We start from the raw sequence: 25,937 nt of genomic DNA, 5'->3' as shown, positions 1-25,937 counted from the left end.
AGTAATTAAAGAATCAAGACCCGTGTGCCCGGCGCAACGCGGTCAAACAGGTCCGCAACGTCCTGATTGCGCATGCGAATGCATCCATGGGAGCGGGCAACGCCCATAGGCTCGGTATCCGGAGTGCCGTGGATGTAGATAAAGCGGCGAAACGTATCGACCCCTGGCCCACGATTACGCCCCCATTCACGGCCGCACAGCCAGAGAATTCGGGACAGGATCCAGTCCCGGTCTGGGTGCGCCGCGGCCAACTCCGGCGAATAGCGTTCACCGGTGGGCCTGCGCGCGATAAACACCGTGTTCAGCGGCAGGCCGCGGCCGATCATGGCCCGCACATAGTGTTCACCGCGAGGTGTGCAACCGCTGGCGTTACGCTCCCCGGGACCATTCAGGGCAGTGGATATCCGGTAACGGGCTAACGCCTGCCCGCTGGAATCCACCAGCACCAGGGTCTGGTCGGTGATGGAAATCTCAATGTGCGAGATCGGGCTGGATGGTGTGTGTACAGGGGGCACGGCTCCCTCCGGTTAAAAACCAGAGGGAAGCCTACCCGAGGCGGGGAACCTCAGGCAACAGAGACTTTGCTCTCAGGTGGCGGAGTCAGCAATTTATCGGGCGCTTGCATGCCGGCTGCCAGGAATGGCACCAGCCTGGCGGCAATCTCCTGCACGGAGGTTTCAACACCCAGTTTGTTCTGCAGGATATCCCGCAAAGCATCACTGCTGGACATGGTGAACGCCGTGGCTCCCAGCATGAACTGGATGCGCCAGTAACGGTCAACGGCGGTGAGTTCCGGCGTAGCCTCTTTGAGCAGTCGCATGAACCGGCCAAACGGCTGGCTGTATTCCTGCTCCAGGAACTTTCGCAGATGGCCCTGGGACTGGGTGTAAGCCAGCCCCAACAGGCGCATGAAGATGGAAATGCCACGCTCATTGCGCTGGGGCATCCGTATGGCACTCTCAGTGAGCGCCCAGAGGGTCTGGTTTAGCGTGGGGGGATTGCCGTCACACCGCTCTTCCAGGTCGTCGAAGGCGGTTTCCAGAGTCGCCGAAAATGGCGTCAGAAATCGGGCAAAAACCGCGTGGATCAACGCGTTTTTAGACCCAAAGTGATAATTGACAGCGGCCAGATTTACTTTAGCCTTACTGGTGATCATCCGGAGTGATGTTTCGGAGAACCCCCGCTCGGCAAACAGCTCCTCAGCAGCGTCGAGTATGCGGTCAACGGTATCAGACTGCGCCATGTTGTTTTCAGTGCCTCTAGCAAACGTCTGTTTGAAACATACGTTTGAAGACCCGCCATGTCAAGTTCGCTCGGCCGGCACCGCGGCAACCGATTGCCAACCCTTATCGATGGCTTCCTGATTACCATCGAAAAACGCCTGCTGAACGCGGCTGTACGCCTTTTCTGCTTCCAGCATGTAAATCAGATACAGGCGCACATACTCCCGCCGGACAAGTTGCCTGGCCAGAACCCGCTGTTCACTCAAGCGGATAATATCGCTGAACCTGGGATGCTTCAGTGCAGGGTTATACTCCGCCATCCTGGCGCATTGCCAAACCAACCCCTCCTTGCCTTCCAGATGCTCCACGTGCTTCCGGGCATCACGCAGCAGGCGCTGCCGCTTAACCACAAGGTCCAGATAGGACGGCTTCTCAGTGTAGATCCGCCGGATGATCGGCACTCCCAGCAACAGGATGATAACGAAGGCTCCAAAGCCACCACCGGCAATCCAGGCCGGGATGAAACCGGTGAGCCCGGAGAGAAAAATGGTGGCGGCCACCAGTGCACTGAACACCCACAGGTCGCGACTCCGGCGGGCGGCAGCCATCTGATAGTTGGTTGGCCAGTCAGACATCGACAACAGGTCGAAATCCATCAGCAGCACCCGATCACACTGGCGCAGCATCAGTCTTAGCTTGCGCTGCTTTGATTCCGCCAGCGCTTTCTCTATGTCACCCTGTGACTCGCGCCCTGCCTCGTTGTCCTGCTCATCACCCCCCTCCTGTTCGGCGGGCTCCGGGGTTCGATCAGACTCCGACCGCGCCGCCTCTGATGCTTGCAGAGCCGCAGTGCGCTGAGCCGAGTTCAGGGCAGACCCCGCAGCGTCGGGCACCGGATCAGCCGCACGGCCCGGCCTCAGGACCGCGCCCGGAGCGTTGGCATCGTCTGTCAGGTTCTTTGCTGTTTGCTCAGCCATGAGGCCACCTTATCGGCTCGTTCCTTTTGCAAGTATCGGCCAATACGACTGTTTCTTGAATGTCCTGTTTGCCGACGCTTGTTCAGCGGGCTTTCTTGGCAACCGAACCGGCCACCGGTATCCTTGCTCCATCACATCAGGGTTCAGGAGCACCACTATGTTTACCGGTATTGTTCAGGGTATCGCCAAAGTCACCGAGATTATTGCATCACCGGGCCTGAATACTCTGGTGGTCGACTTTCCAGGGGCACGGGTTGAAGGCGTGACCATCGGGGCGTCGGTTGCCATTAACGGAACCTGCCTGACGGTCACTCGACAGGACGGAACCCACCTTTATTTTGACGCCATGCAGGAAACCCTGCGCCTGACCACACTCGGGGAGCTATCCCCCGGAGACACAGTAAACTTTGAACGGGCAGCTAGCATTGGCGATGAGATCGGCGGCCACCTGCTCAGCGGCCACATTCATACCACGGCTACCCTGGTGGACATCGTTCGGCCAGAGAATAACGTAACGTTGTGGTTCGAAATTCCTTCAGAGTGGCAAAAGTACGTGTTCCCGAAAGGCTATATCGCCATCAACGGCGCCAGCCTGACCATCGGCGAGGTTCAGGAGAACCGGTTTAACGTGCACCTGATCCCGGAAACCCTGCGCGCCACCACGTTCGGAAGCGCTGAGCAAGGGCAAAGGGTGAACATTGAGGTAGACAGCCAGACCCAGACCATCGTAGACACCCTGGCCCGGCTCGGCTACGACCGGCCGCCGACAGCCGGGAGCTGAGGGTTCACAGGCAGGCTTCAAAAACGACGAAACGCGGGCTTGCCGCCCGCTGTACCACACTGCTGAAATAGCGTTTCAGGGAGCGGTGATACCCCAGGTGGCGATTCCCCACCATCAACAAGGTGCCCTCGGGTTCCAGGTGCCGGGCAGCATCCCGGAATAGCCTCAAGGCGATGTGATCGCCTACTACCCCACCCTCATGAAACGGCGGGTTGAGCAGAATCAGCTGATAGTTTCCCGCGCCCCTGTCGACGCCGTCGGAATGGCAGACGCTGGCCCTTGCTTCAAACCCGCAACGCATCAGATTATGCCGTACACTCGCCACAGCCTGGGCGGACACATCGGCAAATTCCACACGGATATCGTCGCGGCAGGCCAGTGCCGCCAACCCCAGAACACCGTTACCGCAAGCCAAATCCAGTACCCGGGCACCCTTTGGGAGCCGGGCAACGGCAGGGGCTACAAGTGGCAGCAATTCACGGGTACCAATGTCCAGACGGTCCCGGGCAAACACCGCAGGCATGGCCTCCACGGCGACTGGAACGTCCGGAACGGAATAACCTTTCCAGAGCCCTGACCAGCCCGCCAGGCTTGCTTCTCCCCGGCGACAGACCACAACACGCGCCTTTTTGCGGGCTGGCAGAACGGCTTCGGTGGGCATGGCTTCGGCAAATACGTCAACACTGCGATCTGGAAGGTGCTTGATCATGCCCCCGGCAAGCAGGCAGCCATTGCCTGCCAGTGCGGAATTCACCCAGCGCAGCAGCCACGCCAGGTATTCGCTCTGACGCGGCACACGCATGACAATCAGGTCAAAGGGCCCCTGCGGTGGATTCAGCCAACTGGCCAGCTGTGCAGGGGAAGGTATACCCGGATTCAAAGGGGCGTTAGTGCTCAATGCACCCTCAAGAACTGCGCTGTCTGCCACCGATACCGGTGCGTAGTCAGACAACCCGAGCGTAAGTGCGCCAAACTGGTCATCTACCACCAATACACGATCGCCAGCGTGCACTCGGCGTATGGCTTCATCCAGAAGCAGCTCATCCGCTGCATCCCAGGCACGTAAGTTCGGGTCACTCACGCCGGGGCGACAGAGCACTCGCTGACCAGCAGAGAACTCTAACGTTGCGGTTGTCATTTTGGGCACTCTGTTTCAGGTTTGATGAAAATGACCGGTTTTAGGCTGTTTACTCTAGAAAATAATCCTAAGTTAGAGCTGTTCACGCCGAACACCCTTTCCGGTTACGTCGTCCGGCTCTTCATGCCCGGACGAACGGCACTTTTCCGGAGATACACTTTTGCCCCTTACCCCAGGGGCTTTTTTTATGGGCGCAACCCGGCACTGGCGCGGCGAAAAGCCCGATAAACCGTAAAGCGACGATCCTGAGCCAGTCGCTCTACCGGCCCGATATGCCGCTGGATGTCGCCCTCATAGGGCAGGAAACTGTTTGCCACCAGTCGCAACTCCCCTCCGGGCACCAGGTGACCAGCCACATCCCGGAGAAACTGCTCGGTCATGGACGTGTCGGTTTTGACCCCGCTGTGGAACGGCGGATTGGTCACTACCGCCTGCCACCGCCCTCCAAGGGTCGAAAGCCCGTCGGCAGCGTAGATCTGGCCATGCAGGCCTGCCCTGGCATAGGTGGCTTCGGAACAAAGCACAGCCTGGGCCTGGACATCCACGCCGTCCACTGTCACCGGTGAGCGCCCCTGCCGTTTGGCAAAGCCCTGCAACCAGCTACCGATCACGCCGGCGCCACAGGCAAAGTCGAGCACGCGCTCCGCCTTCAAGGGCGACTCCGCCAAGGTTTCAAGCAGCATCCGCGTGCCCGCATCCAGCTCCCCTTCACTGAATACCCCCGGCAGTCCAGCCACGGCGATTTCAACGCCTGCACACTCGAGCTCGCTCCAGCTGATCCATTCACGAACATCAAACACCGACAGGGGCTGACTATTCGTGCCGACCCAGACCTGACAATGCCGGGCACTGTCCACCTTGCCCGTATCGGAAGCCACTTCGTTGAACTGTTTGACCGCACCACCGATGCCTTCTTTCTTCTCGCCAATCAGCACCAACCTGGCGCCATCACAACCCAGAAACCGAGCCATTGTCAGGCGCAAAGCCAGCTCCGCCCGGGCCTTGGGCAGAAAAACCACAACCGTGTCGTAATCTGCGGCGGCCAGACCATCGGTGTCGTAGCCAAAACAGGCCTTCCAACCAGACCGCTGTGCCAGTGCGCTGTATACGCCCGCATGCTCACTCATGGCCAGGCCACTGTCACCACATTGAGACAGTACAAGAGGCTCAGTAACACCCAGTAAGGCAAGCCGTCCCTGTAACAGATCTCGGTTACGAAGAAGAACGTCGTGGGTATTGGTCAGTGCAGACATGGATAGCAAGCCCGTTGGAGATCGTAAAAGGCGCTATGCTAACCGGAAAAAAGCCCTGAGTCTGCCATCGCGGCACATCAGGGCTTTATCAGAAAGGGAAACGGAACGGTAAATCAGAACACCAGTGGGCACCTGGTGAAGGCCTTACTTGTATCGAGCAACCGTGCCGACACGCAGTGCATCTTCCGGTGACATTCCCCAGTCTTCCTGGGGGCGAGGTTCGCTTCGCTTGCTGTCCTGCCGATTGCTACTCATAGCCGTGCCCGCGTTTCGGCGAGCTTCGATTGCACTCAGGGCCTTTTGCATCAGTTCTTTCATGGTCACCTCCCTCATTACTACAGTAGCTACTGTACCAAACACAGGGGTGACCATCTGTGATGACGCCAAGGGTCAACAAGTGACGCTCGTCACGATTCTTTGACACTTTTTGACATTTAAGGTGTCATGTTTTTTGACGACCTGACCGAACCGGTCGCTCCACCAGCGCCTGAAGATTTTTCTGACGAACCTTCTCCCGCTCCTCTTCACCGGTGATCGCCAGCCCCATGTCACGCAGCAGGCCATCGGCCACATCGTAGACAAACCCGTGGACGGTCAGGGGTTGGCCACGGCGCCATGCCTCCAGGAGAATGTTGTTCTGGCACACGTGGGCTACTTGTTCCAACACGTTCAGTTCACACAGGCGGTCCACCCGGTCTTCAACCGTCGGCAAGGCATCCAGAACGGACTGGTGGCGGTCCCGAACATCCTGTACATGGCGCAGCCAGTTTGAAATCAGGCCAAAGCCCTCGTTCAGCAGCGCTGCACGCACCCCACCGCAACCATAGTGGCCAACAACCATGATGTGTTTGACCTTCAGCACGTCAATCGCAAACTGAAGCACCGACAGGCAATTAAAATCCGTATGCACCACCACGTTCGCCACATTGCGGTGCACGAACAATTCCCCCGGCATAAGATCGACAATCTGGTTGGCCGGCACCCGGCTGTCTGCACACCCGATCCAGAGATATTCCGGTGCCTGCTGGTTTTTCAGGCGCTCGAAAAACTTCGGATCGCCCGCTTTGATACCGTCTGCCCAGGCACGGTTTTTCTCCAATAAATGTTGCAGGTGTGGCATTCACACGTCTCCCGGCATTGATTCCCGCCCGGGATTGAACGGGAATCAACAGCATAACGCAATAGTCAGTTGGTCTTGGCGTCTTCGGGCGACTGATGCATGGTGCTCTGGGCCAGGTCCAACAGCTCCCGCAAAGCCACTGAAAACATTGCGTATTCGGGCTCCCGGGCACTCTTCAGCTCGGCCAGCATGGCTTTCCAGCGATCAATCATGGGCTGATGCTTCACCTGCCAGGCGTCCACACTGACCATGACATCCTCGGGTTTTCTGGCCAGCTTAAGAACGCCCGTCGTCAGGGCCCGTTGCTGCCAATCCAGATCTTCCCGGAAGCTCTCACGGGCCAGCGCCTGCCAATGGGAATTCGGTGTCAGCACCGCAATCGAGTTGGCGAACCAGTTCAGATCAAGCCGCTCACCCAGGTCATAGTAGAGGTTGGCCACGGTCTTGAGTGGCATACCGGTTGCCTCCTGAGCTTCAATAATGCCGAGGGATGAATACAGATACCCGGTACCAGCCAGTACCTGGGCAAGGTCTTTTGGCAGGCCAGCACTGGCCAAATCCGAATGGCGTTTTTCCCAGACGGCACACGCCTGCTCACCCAGGTACTCTGGCAGGCTGGACGTGATCGCCCAGACACTGTCGGCAAAGCGTTCCATATGGCTCTGGATATTGAGCTCTGCCCGGCGATTGCGAAGCAGCCAGCGCACAGCCCGTCGCATCAGGCGCATCAGGTCCTGCATCAGTTCTATCTGCAAACTGGCCGACACATGGTAATCCAGTGCTTCAATGCGGTCCCACCAGTTGTCAATGCGGAAGACGTCGCGGGCAATAATCCAGGCCAGGGCAATGGATGCCGCATCCGCGCCCGTTGACTGGTTCAGCCGCTCAACAAAGGTGATACCCATGTGGTTAACCATATCGTTGGCAATCTGCGTCGCGATGATCTCCCGCCGCAACTGGTGCTCGCCAAGCTCTGAGGAAAACCGCTTGGTGAGTTCCTTCGGGAACACCTTGTACATTTCCCCGGCCAGCAGCGGGTCATCCGGCAGGTCGCTGTCAATCAAGGTCTGTTTCAGGTCGCCTTTGACATAGGAAATCAGCACCGACAATTCAGGTCGGGTCAGGCCCTTCTTGGCCAGTTTGCGTTCCGACAACGCTTCGTCGTCCGGCAGAAACTCCAGATCCCGGTTCAGCTTGCCCTGACCTTCGAAGGTATTCATCAGCCGGCGATACTCTTCCAGGCGTGGCGCCGTATCGATACTGGCGATGCTGATGGCCTGGGTCTGGCGGTAGTTATTCTTGAGCACCAATGCGGAAACATCGTCGGTCATTTCTTCGAGCATGATATTGCGCTGCTTGCCGGTGAGATCGCCCATGGCGACCGCACGGTTGAGCAGGATCTTCATGTTCACTTCATGGTCCGAGCAATCCACACCGCCAGAGTTATCGATGAAATCGGTATTCAGCCGACCGCCTTTCAAGGCGTATTCGATGCGCCCGAGCTGGGTAAAGCCCAGGTTACCGCCCTCTCCGACCACCTTGCAGCGCAGCTCACCGCCGTTGACTCGAAGGCCATCGTTGGCTTTGTCGCCTACATCGGAGTGGCTTTCAGAGGCAGATTTTACATAGGTGCCAATACCACCCACCCAAAGCAGATCCACTTCCGCCTTGAGAATGTGGCTAATCAGCATATTGGGCGGCACACGGTCGGCCTTGATACCCAGCAGTTTTTTCATCTCCGGGCTGACCGGAATGGACTTGGCGCTCCGGCTGAATACGCCACCCCCCTTGGAAATCAGCTTGGCATCGTAATCGGTCCAGGCTGAACGGGGTAACTCAAACAGCCGCTTACGCTCCTTGAAGCTCTTTTCAGCATCCGGGTTGGGATCGATGAAAATGTGAATGTGGTTGAAGGCCGCTACCAGTCGTGTTTTCTCTGAGCACAGCAATCCATTACCGAAAACGTCGCCGGCCATGTCGCCAATACCAATGGCAGAAAATTCGTCTACCGCGGGGTTGATGCCCATTTCGCGGAAGTGCCGCTCAACCGACACCCAGGCACCCCGGGCGGTGATGCCCATTTTCTTGTGGTCATAGCCATTACTGCCACCAGAGGCGAACGCATCGCCCATCCAGAAGCCGTATTCGGCCGCCAATCCGTTGGCAATGTCCGAGAAGGTCGCCGTGCCTTTGTCCGCAGCAACCACCAGATAGTGATCATCGTCATCGTGACGGATAACCCGCTGCGGCGGCTCAATGGCCGAATCCACCAGATTGTCAGTGATATCCAGCAACCCGCGAATGAATGTTTTGTAGGCAGCAATACCCTCCGCCTGGAACGCCTCGCGGTCCGAAGGATCTGGCAGGCGCTTGGCCACAAAACCACCTTTCGCGCCAACAGGCACGATGACGGCATTCTTCACCTGCTGGGCCTTGACCAGGCCCAGAATCTCAGTGCGATAGTCCTCGAAACGGTCGGACCAGCGCAGGCCACCACGGGCCACTTTACCGCCACGCAAGTGCACACCCTCAACCCTCGGCGAGTAAACGAAGATCTCGAACATGGGCATGGGCAACGGCATGTCCGGTATCCGGGTTGGGTCAAACTTCACGCTGATGTAAGGCTTCGGCTGACCGTCGGCATCCGGCTGGTAATAATTGGTGCGTAACGTGGCCTGCATCAGTTCCATGAACAGCCGCAGCACCCGGTCTTCACTGAGGTTCTCAACTTCATCAAGGCCGGCATTGAACTCAATTTCCAGCTTCTGCTGAGCCGCTTCGCACTTGCCCCGGCTCTGGAACCGGTCCGGATTGAAACGGATCTCAAACAGCTCCAACAGTGTCCGGGTCAGACTGACGTGGTTCACCAGGGTGTTGGAGATAAAGGTCTGGCTATTGGAGAAGCGGATCTGGCGCATATAGCGGGCATAAGTCCGCAACAGCGCGATTTCCCTCCAGCTCATGTAGGACGACAGCATCATCCGGTTGAAGGCGTCGTTCTCCGCCTCACCGTGCCATACCCGGCGGAAAAGCTCCTCGAAGATCGGACGAATGCGATGAATGTCGACCACGCTGCCGGAATGGGCCTGCAGGGTGAAATCGTGAATCCATACCGTCTTGCCGGTACGGTCGATGACTTCGAAGGGGTGCTCTCCGATGACGCGGAAGCCAAGATTGTCGAAAATCGGCATCACATCCGAGAGGGGTAGCGGCTCATCCGGATAGAACAGCTTGAAGTGCAGGGTGCTCTCGTCTTCCTCCAGCGCCCGGTAAAAACTCATGGCCAGGTCATCGTTACGGGCCGAGGCGACAATGTGCTCCAAATCAATAGCCGCCCGCCGGGGAGAGAACATATCGGTATAGCTCGCCGGGAAGCCACCGGCCCATACCCGGTACATCTCGTTACCGTATTCCTCTCCGTAGGCTTCACTTAGCGCCTCATACAGGCCATCACGCCAGGATTGCGCCAGTTCAATGACCTTGTCCCGGATTTCCGCCAGCGGCAACTGCCGGTTTTCAACCTGCGGCACCCGGATGGTGAACTGTACACGGGCCAGCACCGATTCGGAGAAGTGGGTAACGAACTCGATGTCTTCCGCTTCCAGCCGGTCCAGGAGTACCTGCTCAACCTTCAAACGCAGCTCGGTGTTGTAGATATCACGGGGGAAGAACGCCAGACAGGTCACAAACTGGCCGTAGACGTCTTCGCGCATGAACAGCTCAATTCGACGGCGCTCCTGGATGTACAGGATACTCTTGGCCACCCTCAACAGTTCGTCGGTTTCAATCTGGAACAGTTCGTCTCGGGGATACAGAGTGAGTATCTGCTCCAGCTCCTTGCCTGCGTAGTCGTCGGTCAGGAAACCGGAACGTTTCATGACACTCTGGAACTTCCGACGCAGCAGGGGGATTTCATCGGGCCGCTCGTTGTAAACCCGGGCCGTGTACAGCCCCAGGAACCGCCGCTCGCCAACCACTTCCCCTTTGCTGTTGAATTTCTTGACTGCGATGTAATCAGGGTACGCCGGGCGATGTACCCGGGAACGCTGGGCCGACTTGGCAAAGATGAAAATATCGTCCGTGCGGGTCATCTCGTGCCGGGTTCGCTGGGGCAGCTCATTCAGGCGAACCTTGTCAGGGCGCTCGTTGTTAACCCGCAGAATACCCAGCTCCGAATTTTCCACCCGGCGGACCACCATGCCCTGTTTGTCCTTCGCGAAGTCATACTCGTCATAGCCCAGGAACGTGAAGTGATCTTCCACCAACCACTGCAGGAAGGCCTTCGCCTCCTGCTTTCCTTCGTCACTGATGCCAGCCGTCGTGGCCTCGAGTTCGGAAAGAATCTCACTCACCTTGTTTTTGACAACCGGAAAGTCCTCCACGGCAATCCGCACTTCGTGGAGCACATTCTGCAGGGCATCCTCAAGGTTACGCAGATCTTCCGGCGCGCTGTGCCGGTCTATCTCCAGGACAATAAACGATTCGTAGGCGGCGCCCGCCGTCGCCTTTTTAGTGGATAACAACTTCTTGAGCTTGCCATCCTTGTCCCGCTGCACATTCAGGATCGAGTATTGAATCGAGTGCGTCCCGATCTCACGCTGATTAATGGCAATTCGTAGCGAATCAATCAGGAACGGGATGTCAGGGTGCAAGATGAAAATAACGGTATGAGTGGACTGCCATCCGTCGCTTTCCAGATCGGGATTGAATACTGAAACAGGTGTCGCCTCGGCATTACGTTTCTGGATAAACTGCCACGCCGAAAGCATCGCACCATAGGTATCCGAAAACCGGCGACTCACCAATTCCTCGAGAGGAACATGCGCATAATGCTGTCGGGCGAATTCCGCTATCTTTTTTGCCTCGGTCTTCGCAATCTTCTCTGAGAACGCATCGGCCAACTGTTCAAAAAACTGATCCTTGCTGGCGATTGTCAGCGCATTCATATCCAACCTCTGGTTTGTGTGAAATAAACGTAATCAGGGTATCGTCACATAAGCATAGTCAAGCCCTTGATTTTTGCCGGCCAGACACCAAAACTGCGGCAACTACTTACGCAGAATTTCGTCCCGCGCCCGCTGGACTATCAAGAACCAAGAGCAAAGAATTTCATGTCGTTACAGCAAACGTTTGGTGACCTCCGAGCACAACTGGCAAAACGCATCATCGGCCAGGAGAAACTGGTAGACCGGCTGCTGATTGCCTTGCTGGCTGATGGCCATTTACTGGTGGAAGGTGCCCCCGGCCTGGCCAAAACCACCGCCGTAAAAGCACTCTCCGACCACCTTGAGGGTGATTTTCACCGTATCCAGTTCACCCCGGATCTACTGCCCTCCGACGTCACAGGCAGCGAGATCTATCGGGCTGAGACCGGCCTGTTCGAGTTCCAGCGCGGGCCCATCTTTCACAACCTCGTGCTGGCCGATGAAATCAACCGCGCACCGGCCAAGGTTCAGTCCGCCCTGCTGGAAGCCATGGGTGAGCGCCAGATCAGTGTTGGCATGCAGACCTTCGCATTGCCCAAACTGTTCATGGTGATGGCCACCCAGAACCCGATCGAGCAGGAAGGCACCTACCCGCTGCCGGAAGCCCAACTCGACCGTTTCCTGATGCATGTGGTGATTCACTACCCGTCTGCCGATGCCGAGAAACAGATTCTGCACCTTGCCCGCAGCGACTACCGTCAGGGAATCCCGAACGTAGACATTCGTCTAACAGAGGATCAGGTGATGTCTGCACGTCAGGCGGTATCGGATATCTACATGGCAGAACCGGTTGAGCAGTACCTGTTAGCCCTGATTCTCGCCACCCGGGATGCCGCCAGCCTGGACCCGGAACTGGCCCGCTGGACCGCATTCGGCGCCAGCCCCCGTGGCACCATTGCGCTGGACCGTTGCGCCCGCGCCCTGGCCTGGCTGGACGGCAGGGATTACGTCACACCGGACGATGTCCGGACTATGGCCTTTGATGTGCTCCGGCACCGGATTTTGCTGACCTTTGAAGCCGAGGCTGAAGGCATGACCGCAGACACCGTGCTCCAGAGACTGATTGACCAGGTTCCGGTGACAGCCTGAAGTTACCTGCAGCAGGAGGCAGTAACGACAGCATGGCTAACGCAATTCCCGCCACCCACATCACCTTGCAAGAGCTGGTGAGACTGCAGGCTGACGCCCGGGCACTGAAGCTGCCTTCGGCACGGCCGGTGCGGTCCCGCCAGTCTGGCCTCCGGCAATCTCGCCAGCGAGGCCGTGGAATGACCTTCTCCGAAGTTCGCCAGTATCAGCCCGGGGACGATATCCGGAGTATCGACTGGCGGGTAACCGCCCGGCGTCAGGCTCCCCATACCAAATTGTATGAAGAAGAACGGGAGCGGCCGGTTCTGCTGATCGCTGACCTGGGCCCAACCCTGTTTTTCGCCAGTGCCGGCGCCTACAAGCAGGTACGTTGTGCCCAGCTCACAGCATTGCTCGCCTGGCTTGCGTTGTGGGCCGGTGACCAGGTAGGTGGACTGGTGTTCAACAGTGAGAAACTGGAAGTACTGCGCCCGGCACGGCGTCAGAAATCGGTACTGCGCCTGCTGGACCAGGTGGCCGGCCTGCAGCACCGGTCTGACTCACCGCCCGCCCCGTCCGCCGCTAACGAACACCGGCTTGATACCGCACTGGCAGAGGCCCGCCGGGTGGCCCATACCGGCAGTCGGATTTTTGTGATCAGCGATTTCATGACGGTCACAGACACAACAACCAGCCTGTTGGGTGCACTGGCCAGGCACAACAGCGTCAGCGCCATCCGTATTCTTGACCCTCTGGAAAACGAGTTACCACCTAGCGGGCGTTTCGCCGTTGCCGGCCCGGATGGCCCCATCTGGTTCGATGCCTCCAACACGGCCTTCCAGAGGGCATGGCGCGAAAAAGTAGCCTCCCACGAACGGCAGCTATCTGACTGCTTCCGCACCTCCGGGGTGCAGGCAGCCACGGTACTGACTCAACAGGAACCTGCCGCCGCACTACGTATTTTGCTGGGCCCGGGAGGTCGCATCGGATGAACGGACAGGACCCACTGGCCCAACTGCGGGATATCCACCTTCCGGACACGGGCGGAATCTGGCCGCCGGCGCCCGGTTGGTGGTTTCTGGCAATCGTGTGCGCCATCGGTCTTGCGGTCGCGGTAACGCTGTGGCGGCGGCAGCGCCGAAAAACCGCGTGGCGCCGTGACGCCCGGAGCCTGTTGACGGAACTTGAGGCCTGCGCCAGCAAAACCCCTGAGTGGTTTGGTAAACTCAACACATTCCTGAAACGGGTGGCTCGGCAAGTGCACCCCAAGCAGAATCCGCAAGCCATGTCTGGCGAACAGTGGATAAACTTTTTGCTGGCAACCGCACCTGACAACCGGATCGCTTCCCGCCCGGTGGTGGAAGCCATGGTCGCCAGCACCTGGCAACCCAGACCAACCGCCGATCCAAACCAGGCGCTGGATTTCGCAGCCCTCTGGCTGGAGGCACAGATATCATGAGCCTTGCTTATCCCTGGCTTCTGCTATTGGCACTTCTGCCTTTGCTGTTTCTGATCCGCCGACACAGCAATCAGGCAGCCGATGCACCGGTGATTCCTGTCGGCCACTGGCTTTCCGGGTTACCTGGAGTCAGCAGCAGTGGTCAGGCGACACCCCGATGGCGGCAACTGCTGTTGTTGCTGGCCTGGCTCTGCCTGGTGGTGGCCATTGCCAGGCCCCAGCATGTCGGCGAACAGGTCCAGATGCCGGTCAGTGGTCGTGACCTGATGCTGGTGGTGGATATCTCCCCGAGTATGGATGAGAAAGACATGGTCCTGCACGGTCGTGGCATCGACCGGCTGGAGGCGGTAAAACGGGTACTGGATGAATTTATTGACCACCGGGAGGGTGACCGGCTTGGGCTTATCCTGTTCGGTACCGAGCCCTATGTGCAGGCTCCCCTGACCTTTGACCGGGAAACCGTACGCACCTTGTTGCATGAATCCGGCATCGGCATGGCGGGGCGGGCAACCGCTATTGGTGATGCCATCGGCCTGTCGGTCAAACGACTGCGCGACCGGCCCCACGACCAAAGGGTGGTGGTAATGCTGACAGACGGCGCCAACACAGCAGGCCAGATCACGCCGGACAAAGCCACCGAGATTGCCCAGGCAGCAGGCGTCAGGGTCTATACCGTCGGCATCGGAGCGGATTCCATGGTCCAGCGAGGCCTGCTGGGAACCCGACGGGTCAACCCCTCCCGCGACTTGGACGAAGACCTGCTGACCCGAATGGCCGAGCAAACTGGCGGGCGGTACTTCCGGGCCCGCAGCCTGCCGGAACTTGAAATGATCTACGACAGCATCAACCAACTGGAGCCCATTGAACAGGACGGGCAATTCTATCGCCCCGTCACCGAACTTTATGTCTGGCCTGCCAGCGCAGCGGCCGGCCTCTGGCTGCTCCTGCTGGCGACACGGCTTGGCGGGAGTATCCGGCACAAGGCAAACGACCCGGGGGCAGACCATGGCTGATTTTCACCTGATCCGCCCACTGTGGCTGCTGCTGGCACTGACCATACCCCTGCTGTACCTGATGCGCCACCGGCTGCGGCACGGTGGCACCGGCTGGGAGCACTATATTCCGCCAGCGCTGCTGAACCCTTTGATCCGGCGTCAGGGGCAGCAACCAGGGGCCCGGACCATCTCTCCCCTGCTACCACTCAGCCTCGGCATCCTCGCCCTGTCGATAGCACTTTCAGGCCCAAGTTGGCGCCAGGCACCAACGCCGTTGAAACAGCCCGAAGACAGCCTGGTGATCGTACTGGACCTGTCGTTATCCATGTTGGCAACGGATGTTGAACCAGACCGTCTGACTCTGGCCAAGCGCAAGATCCGGGACATCCTGAGTGTCCGGGAAGGAGGCCTGACCGGCCTGTTGGTCTATTCCGGTGATGCCCATGTTGTGACACCTCTGACCGAAGATCGCCGCACCATAGAGGCCATGCTCAACGTGCTGGAGCCAACCATCATGCCCGCCCAGGGCAATCGGGCTGACCTCGGAATAAAGCGCGCTGTCGAGCTTCTGGAGCAGGGCGCTCCTGGCCAGGGCCGCATTCTGCTGATTGCTGATGACGTACCGGCCCGCCACCACAACGATATCCGTGCCCGGTTGCAAGGCACCCCGTACAGCCTGAACACTCTGGTAGTGGGCTCCCGGGAGGGTGGTCCCATTCCCCTGGCCAAGCGAGGCTTTATCAGGGATAACGGTAATATTGTCATCACCCGGGCCGATCCGGACAGCCTTGCCAGACTGGCTCGGGAAAACCGTGGGTTCAGCCACGAATTGACTCTGGGTGACACCGACATCCGGCAACTGCGATTGCAACCCGAGGTTAGTGATGACTGGTCCCGGGGTGAGGATGGTCTGACCGTTAACCGCTGGCAGGATGATGGTTATTGGTTGTTGTGGCTTGCACTGCCCCTGTTACTGCTGGGCTGGCGAAAAGGGGCGTTTGCCGTCTGCGCAATGGCCATACTGCCACTGGCCCTGACTCCCCGCCCGGTAATGGCATTTGACTGGGGCGGGTTCTGGCAGCGAGAGGACCAGAGAGGTCCGGAGTTGATCGAGCAGAACCCGGCGCGGGCCGCTGATCTGCTTCAGAAACCAGGCTGGCGGGGCTCCGCCCTGTACCGGGATGGCAGATTCGATGACGCCGCCCAGGCCTTCGCAGACCAACCCGGCGCCGCTGGCCATTACAACAGAGGCAATGCCCTGGCCCGGGCTGGACAACTGAAGCAGGCTCTCGACGCCTACCAAGAGGCTTTGAATGATCAACCCGACTTCGAAGATGCCCGGGCCAACCATGAACTGGTCAAGCAGTTGCTGGAACAACAGCAGGACTCAAGTTCGCAGAACAGTGATCAGAGCCAGGATAATCAGGACCAGCAAGACAGTTCCGGTGACCAGAGCCAGGATTCACAGCAGGGCGAAGGTTCAGAATCGGAACAGAACGATCAGGGCAATGACCCCGGCCAGTCCCGGCAGCCAGATGCTGATCAGCCCGATGACACCGATCAGAGCGATGGCGAGCCCGAACAGGACACAGCCGAGGGCGAGCCGCAGGAACCGTCTGACAACACAGAGCAGGACACCGGCGAGCAGACCGCCGAGGCACCAGCAGCCATCTCTGAGCAGCCCCTCACCCAAGGCCAGGAGCAATGGCTCAGACGGATTCCAGACAACCCGGGCGGACTACTGCAGCGCAAATTCCTGCAGCAACACCAACAACGTCAGACCACACCGGACGAGGGCGACACACCATGGTAAAACGCTTTCTAAGAACCATCAGCCGTCTGGGCTTGCTCGTGTTGCTGACAGCCTCTTCGGCCTTGGCAGACACCCTGTCGGTGGAGCCAGACCGCACCCAACTGTATCAGGGGGAAGTCCTTACACTGACGGTCAAAGGCTCGATGAAAATCGACATCAACCTGAACAACCTGTTCAACTTCGATCTTTCTCAGTTGCCATCACCGGATATCGAGAAGGTTGAACCGGATTTCGAAATTCTTGCCCGGAACCAGCGTTACAGCGTGCAAACGGTCAATAACGACATGGTTGGCGAGATTACCTGGACCTACCAGTTGGCGCCCACCCGCACCGGCACCCTGACCATCCCGGCGTTGACCTTCAAGGACACCAGCTCATCCCCTGTCACCGTTGAAGTGACCGACGGCACCCCACCCAATCAACCCGCCGCGGCCAGGGACAGTTTTATTGAGCTGGCAGCGGACAAAGCCGAGGTGTATGTTCAGGAACAGCTGGTGCTGACCATCCAGCTGTTTTTTTCCGGAAACCTGATTCGAGGCGAGCTTTCAGAACCCGAACATCCCGACGCAATCATCGAGCCCCTGGGCAAACAGCGGGAATACGCTCGCTACCGCGATGGTATTCGCTACCGGGTGGTAGAGCGACGCTACGCCATTTTCCCGCAACAACCGGGTGAGCTGACACTACCCCCCATTCGTTTTGAAGGACAAGCCCGTGACGCCTCCGGCCAGCTCCGCTTTCTGCGGGACCGCCAGGAGCTTTTCGAGGTACGGGTGAAGCCGGTACCCGACAGCTATCCCGCCAATCAAACCTGGCTACCTGCCAGCCAACTGAACCTGACCGATGAAGGACTGCCACCCTCCGGTGAACTTCAGGCGGGCACCAACCTGAACCGAAAACTGACACTGGAAGCCGTTGGCCTGCCGTCCGAAGCCCTGCCGGCACTGCCCCAGGCGGTACCCGATGCCATCCGCAGTTACCCGGAACAGCCACTGAGAAACACGGAAACCACCACAGACGGCCTGCGCTCGACCCTGCAGCAGGTCGCTGCCCTGGTGCCGGTGCAATCTGGCGAAGCCGTGCTGCCTGCAATCCGTATCCCCTGGTGGAACACCCAGACCGACGAGCTCGAATACGCGGAATTGCCAACACGCCGTTACGCCATCGCCGGTGGAAGCGCCGTGGTCGCCGCGCCCTTATCGGAGTCCGGACCAACGCCGGACTCGCTGCCGGAGGCAACTGTGACTACGCCATCTGGCGCTGCCGGGGTGTCACCATGGTTCATCTCCAGCCTCGTTCTGGCAGGCTTGTGGCTGGCCACGGCGGGGTTGTGGTGGTACTCCCGCAAGCGGCAGGCTCCAGCACATCACGAGAGTCATCCGGAGGATGCAAGCGAACGACAGGCTTTCGCCAAGCTCAAGGCGGCCATTGATGGCCTCTCGGCCCAGACCACCGGGCTTATGGTGACATGGGCAAGACTGCGATTTCCCGGTCAGGATTTCGTCACTGTGGAGGATGTCATAGACTTTAGCGGGGACCCGGGCCTGGCGAAATCGGTCGGGCGGTTTCAGGAAAGGCTGTTCTCCAATCATTCACCATCCCATGGCGACCTTGTAACCAAAGAGCTGACCAGGTGCCTGGAAGACCTGAGAAACCGTCAGGCGGTCCCGACCGACACAGCAGGTTTGCCGCCACTGTATCCGGCCGGCCTGTCACACTGACGGAGCCGGCCGCAGGGAACTCGGAGGCTCAGTTGGTGAGCTCCTGATTGATCACCAGCTGAACGGGCTCACCTTGGGCATCCGATGACAGCACCTGGGCCTCTACCCTGCCCTGCCAGTCTCCCGGCTGGGGGTTGACACTGCCGCTGCGACTGAGGCGCGCAATAATCACCACGTCTTGCTCGGCTGAAATGGTGGTTTCCGGTGACATCGCATAGCGATCATCCAGCCGGATATCCGCCGGCAAGGCGCCGGCGGTCAGACGGGCAACCGCCACCGGTGCCCCCTGGCTGGTACCCGCTGACCGGGCAAAAATGAACAATGCAGTATCGGCAGGGACCTGGTCCTGCAGATCTTCATCCAGCGATACCCGCAAAGAAACACCCGGGCCACTAGCCACCTCTGGTTCGGAGCGTTGCTCTGACGCTGGGGACTGCTGCCCCAGGCGCCGGTAGGACTCGTCAATGCCACCGCGAATTGAGGCAATCTGCGGGTGATCCGGCGCTACCTCGACAATCCGCTCCCAGTAGTCAATCGCCGCCCGATAGTCCTGCTGGCTGAATGCGCTGATGCCAAGCAATCCCAAAGAGTTCACCTCATCCGGGTTGAGCGATTGCGCCGCCTCAATAGATTCCAGAACCTCCGGAGTCAGCTCACCCTGGGTGGTAAAGAAAAGAGCTTGTGCGGCAAGACCGTGGGCGACAGCGCTGGATGCCGGGTCTTCTTCAACAACCGACGCCAACCGCTGGAACGCTCGGGCCGCATCTTCATAGCGTTCGATGCGCATGTAGGTCTGGCCCAGCATAGCCCAACCGTCAGCATTATCCGGATTGGCCTCCAGTCGGGTGCGCAACTGCTCGGCCAGTTCCGATACCCGGGCCACCTGCTCACCATCAGACGCATTCATCTCCTGCATGGTCAGGTACTGCTCAAGCTGCTCCATGGCTCCCCAGCGATCATAGGCCAGAAACGTACCCGCAGGCAGCAACAGGACTGTCGCCAAGCCCACCACCATCGCGCTTCGGCGCCCCGGAATGCGTTTCTCCGGCACCGCATTCTCCGGCACGTCATCCAGCATGGCACCTGCCAGCTCGTCTTTGAGCAGTCCATAGGTTTCGTCATCGAGAATACCCGACTCATGCTCGTTATCCAGCTCTTTCAGCCGGCTGCGATAGGCAAGCAGATTCTGGTTTCTCAGATCGGTTTCCAGTCTCGCTTTCGAACGATGAAAAAAGACCGGGTACAGTACAAACGCCAAAGCCAGGAGAATGAGTACCGTTGCGGCAATCCAGAATGTTTCGGTCATGGAGATATCATCACAGTTGAAAATGTATTACCGGAATCAGCTACGTGACGACTGATCCTTGTCAGCCAGCATCTGTTCGACTCGTGCTTTTTCCTCCGGGCTCAGCGGCGGCTCGTTCGAATCCCGCCCCCGGGACCTGAGCACCACACCCGCAACAATCAGCAGGCCACCAAACACCGCAATGGCAGGAAATGCCCAAAGTATGATGGTTCGACGATCAACCGGTGGTTTGTATTTGACGAACTCACCGAAGCGGTCAACCAGAGAGCCAACAATCTCGTCATTGGTGGCACCTGCCTGCATCATCAGGTAGACCTGGTCACGCATATCCTTGGAGATAGGCGCGTTGGAATCCGCTATGTTCTGGTTCTGGCACTTGGGACAACGCAACTCAGCAATCAGGTTTCTGAAGCGCTGCTCCTCAGCCTGGGTATCGAAATCGTAGAATTCGGGTGGCGCCTCTGCGTAGACAGGGAGTGCAAACGCCAGCAGTGCCGCCAGGATCACAGGCATAAATCGCATCAGCTATTCCCCTTGGCCTGATTGATCACAGGTAACAGGATCTCTTCCCACACCCGCTCGTTGACTACGCCCACGTGGCGGTAACGAACCACTCCCTGGGCGTCAATAACGAAGGTTTCCGGAGCGCCGTACACCCCGAGATCAAACCCAAGGGTACCCCGTGGGTCGAAAATAATGGTCTGGTACGGGTCGCCCAGGCGACCAAGAAAACGGAACGCATTTTCTTTCTGGTCCTTGTAGTTCAACCCGATGATGCGAATCCCCTTTTCGTTGGCCAGCCACATCAGATCTTCATGCTCATCCCAGCAGGCCGGGCACCATTCGGCCCATACGTTCAGCAAGGAAACGTCACCCCGGAACAGGGACTGGTCCAGCATTTCCCCTGGCTCCCGCAGGTTTTCCAGGTTGAATTCCGGTACCGGTTTGCCGATCAGGGCCGACTCCAGTTCCGAGGGATCCTTGCCAATGCCGGAGGCCAGCAAGATTCCCACCACCAGGGCAACCACCAGGGGCATGAAGAGCATTACCCGTCTCATGCGTTGGCCTCCGCAGGCTTACTGCCCGCAGCGCCGGTTTCACCAGTCGATGCGGGGTCTTTGGCCTCTGAGCGGACTCGAATACGGTAACGCTTGTCAGAAATGGCCAGGAAGCCACCAATAGCCATGACCAAAGAGCCAAGCCACAACCAGCGAACCAGGGGCTTGTACTGAAGGCGGATGGCCCAGGCTTCATCGCTGATGCGCTCACCGATGGCGATAAAGACATCGCGGAACAGTCCGGCGTCGATTGCCGCCTCGGTCATCACACTCATGCCCACCGGGTAATGACGCTTTTCGGGGTGTAGGCTGGCAACCTGCTTGCCATCCAGGAACACATCGAACTCACCATACTCAGCCCTGAAGTTTGGCCCCTGGCGCTCACCGATGTAGTTGAACACCACGGTGTAGTCGCCGACCTCAGCGGAACCACCTGGCACCATGCGTACATCCCGCTCGATGCCATAGTTGGACACCACGGTGGCCCCTGCAATGACCATTGCCAGGCCAAGGTGCCCGAAGACCATGCCGTAATAGCTGCGGGACTGGCGCTTCAGACCGTACCAGCGGCCCATTTTCGATGCGGACTTGTCCCATAGATCCCAAGCCGTGGCCATAGTTACCCAGACCGCGGTGAATACGCCGGCAAAGGCCCAGGGGGCAAAGCCGCCATACACCAGCATCACTGCGGTGGTAACCAGCACGCTGACCGCCAGGGGCCAGAGCAGCTTACGAGCCAACCAGCCACCGTCGGTGCGCTTCCAGCGTGAGAAGATCCCGGCGCCCAACAACAGGCCAGTGGCCACAGCCATAGGGCTAAACGTGGCGTTGAAGAACGGTTCACCGATCGACAGCTTGCCCAGGTTCAGGTAATCCAGCACCAGCGGGTACAGGGTACCGATCGCCACCAGCATGGTTGCCGCTACCAGCAACACGTTATTCAACAGCAGGAAGATTTCCCGTGACAATGAGCCATAGCGGGAGCGAACGTGCACCACCGGTGCCCGGAAAGCATACAGGGTCAGGCTGGCGACCACGGTGATGCCCAGCAAGGCCAGCAGGAACGTACCCCGCTCAGGGTCATTGGCAAAGGAATGGACTGAGGTCAACACACCGGAGCGGACCAGGAAAGCACCCAGCAAGCTCAGCGAGAAGGTCACGATGGCCAGAAGCACGGTCCAGCTTTTGAACACGCCGCGCTTTTCGGTGACCGCCAGCGAATGCATCAGCGCCGTGCCGGACAACCAGGGTAGCAGAGAGGCATTTTCAACCGGGTCCCAGAACCACCAGCCGCCCCAGCCGAGCTCGTAATAGGCCCACCAGCTTCCCAATGCGATCCCCAGGGTCAGGAACGCCCAGGCCACCGTTGTCCACGGGCGGGACCAGCGGGCCCAGGCGGCATCCAGTTTACCGTTTATCAGTGCCGCTATGGCAAAGGCAAACGCAACTGAGAAGCCCACATATCCCATATACAGCATGGGCGGGTGAAGAATCAGACCAATATCCTGCAGCAACGGGTTAAGATCGCTGCCATCAGCCGGAATGTTCGGCAAAAGTCGGTCAAACGGATTGGAGGTAACGATAATGAACAGGAAGAACCCGACACAGATCATGCCCATCACCGACAATACCTGAGACACCATGGTAGACGGCAACTTCCGGCTGAATACCGCAACGGCCAGTGTCCAGCCCGCCAGCATCAGAATCCACAGCAGCAGGGAGCCCTCATGCCCCCCCCAAACCGCACTGAACTTGTAGTACCAGGGCAACATGCTGTTGCTGTTGTTGGCGACATAGGCAACCGAGAAGTCATCCACCATGAACGCATGGGTCAAAACGGCAAAAGCCAGGCCGGTAAAAACAAACATACCGGTCGACAGCGGGCGGGCAAACGCCTGCAGGCTGTCACGGCCAGTCAATGCCCCGGCTAACGGGACAACAGAAAGGAGTACTGCCAGCAGCAGCGCGATAATAAGTGCAAGCTGTCCGAGTTCCGGATACATCGGGTTCCTCCAGCAACAGGGGGTCGGAGTCGTTGATTAGTAAGCGGTGGATTCCGCGGCTTTCTCTACGTCGGCAGCCTGGTGCCTGCCTTTCGAAGCCCGTTCCAGGGCCTCGGCTACTTCCGGCGGCATATAGGTCTCATCGTGCTTGGCCAGCACCTGGTCAGCAACAAACCGGCCTTCCGCGTTGAGTCGCCCCATGGCAACAACGCCCTGACCTTCGGCAAACAGATCCGGCAGGATACCCACATACTCCATGGCCACGGAGGCGGAGTAATCAGTTACCCGGAATTCCACCTTCAGGCTCTCCGGATCACGCACCACGCTGCCCTCTTCGACCATGCCGCCAGCCCGTATGCGAACATCCACCGGCGCCTTGCCATCGGCGATTTCACTGGGGTCGTAGAACAGATTGATATTCTGACGCAAAGCATAGGTAGTCAGGCCAACGGCAATGGCAAGCCCGGCCACCAGGAACAGCACAATGGTCAGTCGCTTTTTACGAATCGGATGCATGAATTACCTGCTCTTCAGTCTTGGGGAATTTCAACTCGGGTAAAGCTTGCCGCTGCTTTGCCCGTTGCCTTGGCAGATGCCCGGCTTTCTGTGTCATGTCTGCGCTGGCAATCTTCCAGGGCCGATTGATTTCGTTTCACCGACCAGATCATCAAGCCGGCAAGCAGAACGGCAAAGACCGCATAACATACCCATACGTAGGGTCCGTGGCCTTCCATCGCAATAAATGCTGAGAACGAATCAAACGCCATCGGTCATTTCCTTCCTGCCAGTACCATGTCTTTTACCCACCGGGTTCTCTGCTCGCGGATCAGAATCTCGGTCTTCATCCGGATACAGGCCAACCAGCCAAACAGCAGGTACAGCCCCAGAACGGAAAGCAACAAAGGCACCCACATTTCCATGGGCATGGAGGGCTTTTCGGTCAGCTTGAAAGTGGCGGGCTGATGGAGCGTATTCCACCAGTCTACGGAGTATTTGATAATCGGGATATTCACTACCCCCACCAGGACCAGGACGGCGACGGCGCGGGCGGCAGATTTTTCATCGTTGATCGCCCGGTCCAGGGCAATGACACCACCATAAAGGAACAGCAGTATCAGCATCGAGGTGAGCCTTGCATCCCACACCCACCAGGTTCCCCAGGTTGGCTTACCCCAAACCGCGCCGGTAAACAGGGACAGAAAGGTAAAGATCAGGCCAACCGGAGCAATGGCTTTGACAAACACATCCGCCAGCTTCATGCGCCAGACCAGGGTCACGACAGCCGCGACCGCCATGGAAATGTAGATGGACTGAGCCAGGAATGCACTGGGCACATGGATGAAGATAATCCGGTAGCTATTGCCCTGCAGGTAATCCTTGGGTGCAAACGCCAGGCCCCAAACCAGCCCCGCTGCCAGCAGGAGCAAGCCACCGGCCAGAAGCCAGGGCATAAACCGGGTCGCAATCCCGAAGAACCACTTGGGGGAACCCAATTTGTGAAACCATTGCCACATCAGTTGGTCACCGTCTTACTGTTCATTTTGCCAGCGGGCGTGCCCGGGGCGTTTAACTGTTGGACATGCTGATCCGCAACGCTGCCGCGGACGCGAACGGGGCCAGTGTCAGGGCCAGCACCAGAAATGCCCCCATCAGGGCCAGGTAGCCGGCCACCGGCGCACCCTCAGCCGCTGCCGCCACCGTGCCGGTACCGAAAATCAGCACGGGAATGTACAGCGGAATAATCAGTAATGACAAGAGCACGCCCGCAGAGCGTAGCCCCAGCGTCAACGCTGCACCAATGGAGCCGATCAGGCTGAGTACCGGCGTGCCGATCAGCAGCGTTAGACATAGAATTGCAACAGAGTTCCCGTCCAGATGCACCATAACGCCCAGAACCGGGGTCAGCACCACCAATGGCAGCCCGGTGAGCATCCAGTGCGCCAGTGTTTTTGCCAGGATAAGCAGGAACAGGGGCTGTGGCTGCAACACGAGCTGCTCCAGGGTGCCGTCATCAAAGTCGTGCCGGAACAGATGATCAAGGGACAGCAACACCGACAACAACGCTGCCACCCAGAGAATGCCCGCCCCAGACTGTTTCAGAAATCCTATCTCGGGGCTGACACCCAGGGGAAACAGGGTGACAACCATGACGAAAAACAAAAGAGGATTAAGCAAATCCTGCCGCTGCCGGAATGCGACCCGGACATCACGAGCAAATACCGCCACCATGGCACTGAGCGGCCCGACGCCCTGTTCCACCGGTTTTATCAAAGGGTGAGCCGAGCTATTCATCACACTGCCCCCCGCCCAAGGTAATACGCCCCATCCCCTCAACCTGAAGGTCATGGTGGGTGGTGACCAGAATGGCGCCGCCCTCTGCCGCTCGTTGCTTGAGCAGGGTTTCAATGGCCTGAACGCCATCCGCGTCGATGGCAGTAAATACTTCGTCCAGCAACCACAGGGGTTCGTCGGCAATCAGCAACCGGGCCAGCGCGACCCGCCGCTGCTGGCCTGCCGAGAGGTTGCGACAGGGAACATGTTCATACCCCGCCAGGCCAGTGCCGGCCAGGGCCTGGGCCAACACCTCGTCATTGACCGGGCGGCGTCCCGCCATCAGTGCCCGCAGGTTTTCCATCGGTGTCAGCAATGGTTTGATACCAGGCCGATGACCCAGGTACAGGGTGTTTCGGTGAAACGACTCGCAATCATGCCCCCGGGGTTGCCCGCACCACAGAATGTCTCCAGACCAGGCATCGTTCAAACCCGCGAGAATACGTAACAGAGTGGTTTTACCTGAGCCATTGGGGCCCTCGACACGGGTGAGCGTACCGGGCACTATGGAGAAAGACAGGTTTTGGAACAACAGGCGCTCATCCCGTTCACACTCGAGATCAACCGCCTGTAGTAACGGCTCGGACATCGTGGCCCCGTTTCAGGACGAAGGATGCGCAGCAGGCATCGGGTGCATGGATGAAGGTCACGCAGGTACCAACATGAAATCACGGCATTCACAGCCAGCGCGGCGTATTATAACGAA

The 25,937-nt window shown here is 58.7% G+C and carries 24 protein-coding genes; 7 read left to right on the top strand and 17 right to left on the bottom strand.

The features are described 5' to 3' along the window. Window positions 1-5 precede the first annotated feature (5 nt). Genes ACNSOI_RS07660 through ACNSOI_RS07650 form a run of 3 tightly spaced genes read right to left on the bottom strand, consistent with a single transcriptional unit; the run spans window position 6 to window position 2,200 of the window. Complete coding sequence (locus ACNSOI_RS07660) at window positions 6-515, bottom strand: L,D-transpeptidase family protein (RefSeq protein ID WP_420195495.1); 510 nt, start codon at window positions 513-515, stop codon at window positions 6-8. Between the two features lie 50 nt (window positions 516-565). After that, entirely contained in the window at window positions 566-1,243 is a 678-nt protein-coding gene (locus tag ACNSOI_RS07655) for a TetR/AcrR family transcriptional regulator (RefSeq protein ID WP_061331848.1), read from the bottom strand. 60 nt (window positions 1,244-1,303) lie between these two features. After that, window positions 1,304-2,200 carry a hypothetical protein gene (locus ACNSOI_RS07650; RefSeq protein WP_106695436.1) on the bottom strand — a complete coding sequence of 299 codons (897 nt, stop codon included), beginning with the start codon at window positions 2,198-2,200 and terminating at the stop codon, window positions 1,304-1,306. A gap of 157 nt (window positions 2,201-2,357) precedes the next feature. Between ACNSOI_RS07650 and ACNSOI_RS07645 the strand changes: the two genes are divergently transcribed. After that, window positions 2,358-2,981 (top strand): riboflavin synthase subunit alpha, encoded by a 624-nt coding sequence (locus tag ACNSOI_RS07645; protein ID WP_420195494.1) that lies wholly within the window; start codon window positions 2,358-2,360, stop codon window positions 2,979-2,981. Between the two features lie 4 nt (window positions 2,982-2,985). Here the strand turns inward: ACNSOI_RS07645 and ACNSOI_RS07640 are convergent, their stop codons facing one another. From ACNSOI_RS07640 to ACNSOI_RS07620, 5 genes are all read right to left on the bottom strand, one after another. Continuing rightward, on the bottom strand, window positions 2,986-4,119 hold the full coding sequence (locus ACNSOI_RS07640; protein ID WP_420195493.1) for a class I SAM-dependent methyltransferase: 1,134 nt from the start codon (window positions 4,117-4,119) through the stop codon (window positions 2,986-2,988). 185 nt (window positions 4,120-4,304) lie between these two features. Next, complete coding sequence (locus tag ACNSOI_RS07635; RefSeq protein WP_420195492.1) at window positions 4,305-5,372, bottom strand: methyltransferase; 1,068 nt, start codon at window positions 5,370-5,372, stop codon at window positions 4,305-4,307. Window positions 5,373-5,516: 144 nt separating this feature from the next. Next, window positions 5,517-5,690, bottom strand: coding sequence for a hypothetical protein (locus tag ACNSOI_RS07630; protein WP_178338772.1), 174 nt, complete (start codon window positions 5,688-5,690; stop codon window positions 5,517-5,519). Between the two features lie 124 nt (window positions 5,691-5,814). Then, the gene (can, locus tag ACNSOI_RS07625; RefSeq protein ID WP_061331843.1) at window positions 5,815-6,492 is read right to left on the bottom strand and encodes a carbonate dehydratase; all 678 of its coding nucleotides are present in this window, start codon (window positions 6,490-6,492) and stop codon (window positions 5,815-5,817) included. 65 nt (window positions 6,493-6,557) lie between these two features. Then, entirely contained in the window at window positions 6,558-11,438 is a 4,881-nt protein-coding gene (locus ACNSOI_RS07620; RefSeq protein WP_286922406.1) for an NAD-glutamate dehydrogenase, read from the bottom strand. Window positions 11,439-11,603: 165 nt separating this feature from the next. Here ACNSOI_RS07620 and ACNSOI_RS07615 point away from each other — a divergent pair, with 165 nt between their 5' ends. The 6 genes from ACNSOI_RS07615 to ACNSOI_RS07590 are packed head-to-tail and all read left to right on the top strand — an operon-like array spanning window position 11,604 to window position 18,533. Beyond that, the gene (locus ACNSOI_RS07615; protein ID WP_286254798.1) at window positions 11,604-12,566 is read left to right on the top strand and encodes an AAA family ATPase; all 963 of its coding nucleotides are present in this window, start codon (window positions 11,604-11,606) and stop codon (window positions 12,564-12,566) included. Window positions 12,567-12,598: 32 nt separating this feature from the next. Continuing rightward, window positions 12,599-13,537 (top strand): DUF58 domain-containing protein, encoded by a 939-nt coding sequence (locus ACNSOI_RS07610; protein ID WP_106695430.1) that lies wholly within the window; start codon window positions 12,599-12,601, stop codon window positions 13,535-13,537. Then, window positions 13,534-14,004 carry a DUF4381 domain-containing protein gene (locus ACNSOI_RS07605; protein ID WP_286254793.1) on the top strand — a complete coding sequence of 157 codons (471 nt, stop codon included), beginning with the start codon at window positions 13,534-13,536 and terminating at the stop codon, window positions 14,002-14,004. Before ACNSOI_RS07610 ends, ACNSOI_RS07605 begins: the two co-directional genes overlap by 4 nt. Further along, window positions 13,998-15,017, top strand: coding sequence for a vWA domain-containing protein (locus ACNSOI_RS07600; protein WP_420195708.1), 1,020 nt, complete (start codon window positions 13,998-14,000; stop codon window positions 15,015-15,017). The genes ACNSOI_RS07605 and ACNSOI_RS07600 overlap by 7 nt, the downstream gene beginning before the upstream one ends. Next, window positions 15,010-16,812, top strand: coding sequence for a VWA domain-containing protein (locus ACNSOI_RS07595; protein WP_420195491.1), 1,803 nt, complete (start codon window positions 15,010-15,012; stop codon window positions 16,810-16,812). The genes ACNSOI_RS07600 and ACNSOI_RS07595 overlap by 8 nt, the downstream gene beginning before the upstream one ends. Continuing rightward, on the top strand, window positions 16,806-18,533 hold the full coding sequence (locus tag ACNSOI_RS07590) for a BatD family protein (protein WP_420195490.1): 1,728 nt from the start codon (window positions 16,806-16,808) through the stop codon (window positions 18,531-18,533). The genes ACNSOI_RS07595 and ACNSOI_RS07590 overlap by 7 nt, the downstream gene beginning before the upstream one ends. 28 nt (window positions 18,534-18,561) lie before the next feature. Here ACNSOI_RS07590 and ccmI read toward each other — a convergent pair whose 3' ends face one another. From ccmI to ccmA, 9 genes are read right to left on the bottom strand one after another with little or no spacing between them, the layout of a single operon-like run. Further along, the gene (ccmI, locus tag ACNSOI_RS07585; protein ID WP_420195489.1) at window positions 18,562-19,839 is read right to left on the bottom strand and encodes a c-type cytochrome biogenesis protein CcmI; all 1,278 of its coding nucleotides are present in this window, start codon (window positions 19,837-19,839) and stop codon (window positions 18,562-18,564) included. Between the two features lie 36 nt (window positions 19,840-19,875). Next, entirely contained in the window at window positions 19,876-20,361 is a 486-nt protein-coding gene (locus tag ACNSOI_RS07580) for a cytochrome c-type biogenesis protein (protein ID WP_286254785.1), read from the bottom strand. Next, the gene (locus ACNSOI_RS07575) at window positions 20,361-20,897 is read right to left on the bottom strand and encodes a DsbE family thiol:disulfide interchange protein (RefSeq protein WP_061331833.1); all 537 of its coding nucleotides are present in this window, start codon (window positions 20,895-20,897) and stop codon (window positions 20,361-20,363) included. Before ACNSOI_RS07575 ends, ACNSOI_RS07580 begins: the two co-directional genes overlap by 1 nt. Next, the gene (locus ACNSOI_RS07570; protein ID WP_286922411.1) at window positions 20,894-22,900 is read right to left on the bottom strand and encodes a heme lyase CcmF/NrfE family subunit; all 2,007 of its coding nucleotides are present in this window, start codon (window positions 22,898-22,900) and stop codon (window positions 20,894-20,896) included. Before ACNSOI_RS07570 ends, ACNSOI_RS07575 begins: the two co-directional genes overlap by 4 nt. 36 nt (window positions 22,901-22,936) lie before the next feature. Further along, window positions 22,937-23,416: a cytochrome c maturation protein CcmE gene (gene ccmE, locus ACNSOI_RS07565; RefSeq protein ID WP_106695422.1), complete on the bottom strand. Its 480-nt coding sequence runs from the start codon at window positions 23,414-23,416 to the stop codon at window positions 22,937-22,939. A 14-nt stretch (window positions 23,417-23,430) separates the two neighbouring features. Next, a complete protein-coding gene (ccmD, locus tag ACNSOI_RS07560) occupies window positions 23,431-23,667 on the bottom strand; it encodes a heme exporter protein CcmD (RefSeq protein WP_106695421.1) in 237 nt (78 codons plus the stop codon). A gap of 3 nt (window positions 23,668-23,670) precedes the next feature. After that, complete coding sequence (ccmC, locus tag ACNSOI_RS07555; protein ID WP_106695420.1) at window positions 23,671-24,414, bottom strand: heme ABC transporter permease CcmC; 744 nt, start codon at window positions 24,412-24,414, stop codon at window positions 23,671-23,673. 52 nt (window positions 24,415-24,466) lie between these two features. Beyond that, a complete protein-coding gene (ccmB, locus tag ACNSOI_RS07550; RefSeq protein ID WP_072677645.1) occupies window positions 24,467-25,192 on the bottom strand; it encodes a heme exporter protein CcmB in 726 nt (241 codons plus the stop codon). Next, complete coding sequence (gene ccmA / locus ACNSOI_RS07545) at window positions 25,185-25,820, bottom strand: cytochrome c biogenesis heme-transporting ATPase CcmA (protein ID WP_420195488.1); 636 nt, start codon at window positions 25,818-25,820, stop codon at window positions 25,185-25,187. The genes ccmB and ccmA overlap by 8 nt, the downstream gene beginning before the upstream one ends. Window positions 25,821-25,937 lie beyond the last annotated feature (117 nt).

This window comes from Marinobacter sp. GH_1, assembly GCF_048595985.1.
Classification (GTDB): domain Bacteria; phylum Pseudomonadota; class Gammaproteobacteria; order Pseudomonadales; family Oleiphilaceae; genus Marinobacter; species Marinobacter shengliensis.
Note: the sequence above shows the minus strand (reverse complement) of the source record. Positions and strands in the feature narration are given on the sequence as shown.

Excerpts from the sequence above, each read along its gene's own strand:
- ACNSOI_RS07605 (WP_286254793.1), top strand. The coding sequence starts at position 13,534 with ATGAACGGACAGGACCCACTGGCCCAACTGCGGGATATCCACCTTCCG.
- ACNSOI_RS07630 (WP_178338772.1), bottom strand. The coding sequence starts at position 5,690 with ATGAAAGAACTGATGCAAAAGGCCCTGAGTGCAATCGAAGCTCGCCGA.
- ccmD (WP_106695421.1), bottom strand. The coding sequence starts at position 23,667 with ATGGCGTTTGATTCGTTCTCAGCATTTATTGCGATGGAAGGCCACGGA.
- ACNSOI_RS07650 (WP_106695436.1), bottom strand. The coding sequence starts at position 2,200 with ATGGCTGAGCAAACAGCAAAGAACCTGACAGACGATGCCAACGCTCCG.
- ccmB (WP_072677645.1), bottom strand. The coding sequence starts at position 25,192 with ATGAATAGCTCGGCTCACCCTTTGATAAAACCGGTGGAACAGGGCGTC.
- ACNSOI_RS07595 (WP_420195491.1), top strand. The coding sequence starts at position 15,010 with ATGGCTGATTTTCACCTGATCCGCCCACTGTGGCTGCTGCTGGCACTG.
- ACNSOI_RS07620 (WP_286922406.1), bottom strand. The coding sequence starts at position 11,438 with ATGAATGCGCTGACAATCGCCAGCAAGGATCAGTTTTTTGAACAGTTG.
- ccmA (WP_420195488.1), bottom strand. The coding sequence starts at position 25,820 with ATGTCCGAGCCGTTACTACAGGCGGTTGATCTCGAGTGTGAACGGGAT.
- ccmC (WP_106695420.1), bottom strand. The coding sequence starts at position 24,414 with ATGTGGCAATGGTTTCACAAATTGGGTTCCCCCAAGTGGTTCTTCGGG.
- ACNSOI_RS07590 (WP_420195490.1), top strand. The coding sequence starts at position 16,806 with ATGGTAAAACGCTTTCTAAGAACCATCAGCCGTCTGGGCTTGCTCGTG.
- ACNSOI_RS07655 (WP_061331848.1), bottom strand. The coding sequence starts at position 1,243 with ATGGCGCAGTCTGATACCGTTGACCGCATACTCGACGCTGCTGAGGAG.
- ACNSOI_RS07610 (WP_106695430.1), top strand. The coding sequence starts at position 12,599 with ATGGCTAACGCAATTCCCGCCACCCACATCACCTTGCAAGAGCTGGTG.
- can (WP_061331843.1), bottom strand. The coding sequence starts at position 6,492 with ATGCCACACCTGCAACATTTATTGGAGAAAAACCGTGCCTGGGCAGAC.
- ACNSOI_RS07570 (WP_286922411.1), bottom strand. The coding sequence starts at position 22,900 with ATGTATCCGGAACTCGGACAGCTTGCACTTATTATCGCGCTGCTGCTG.
- ACNSOI_RS07645 (WP_420195494.1), top strand. The coding sequence starts at position 2,358 with ATGTTTACCGGTATTGTTCAGGGTATCGCCAAAGTCACCGAGATTATT.
- ACNSOI_RS07580 (WP_286254785.1), bottom strand. The coding sequence starts at position 20,361 with ATGCGATTTATGCCTGTGATCCTGGCGGCACTGCTGGCGTTTGCACTC.
- ACNSOI_RS07635 (WP_420195492.1), bottom strand. The coding sequence starts at position 5,372 with ATGTCTGCACTGACCAATACCCACGACGTTCTTCTTCGTAACCGAGAT.
- ccmE (WP_106695422.1), bottom strand. The coding sequence starts at position 23,416 with ATGCATCCGATTCGTAAAAAGCGACTGACCATTGTGCTGTTCCTGGTG.
- ACNSOI_RS07640 (WP_420195493.1), bottom strand. The coding sequence starts at position 4,119 with ATGACAACCGCAACGTTAGAGTTCTCTGCTGGTCAGCGAGTGCTCTGT.
- ACNSOI_RS07615 (WP_286254798.1), top strand. The coding sequence starts at position 11,604 with ATGTCGTTACAGCAAACGTTTGGTGACCTCCGAGCACAACTGGCAAAA.
- ccmI (WP_420195489.1), bottom strand. The coding sequence starts at position 19,839 with ATGACCGAAACATTCTGGATTGCCGCAACGGTACTCATTCTCCTGGCT.
- ACNSOI_RS07575 (WP_061331833.1), bottom strand. The coding sequence starts at position 20,897 with ATGAGACGGGTAATGCTCTTCATGCCCCTGGTGGTTGCCCTGGTGGTG.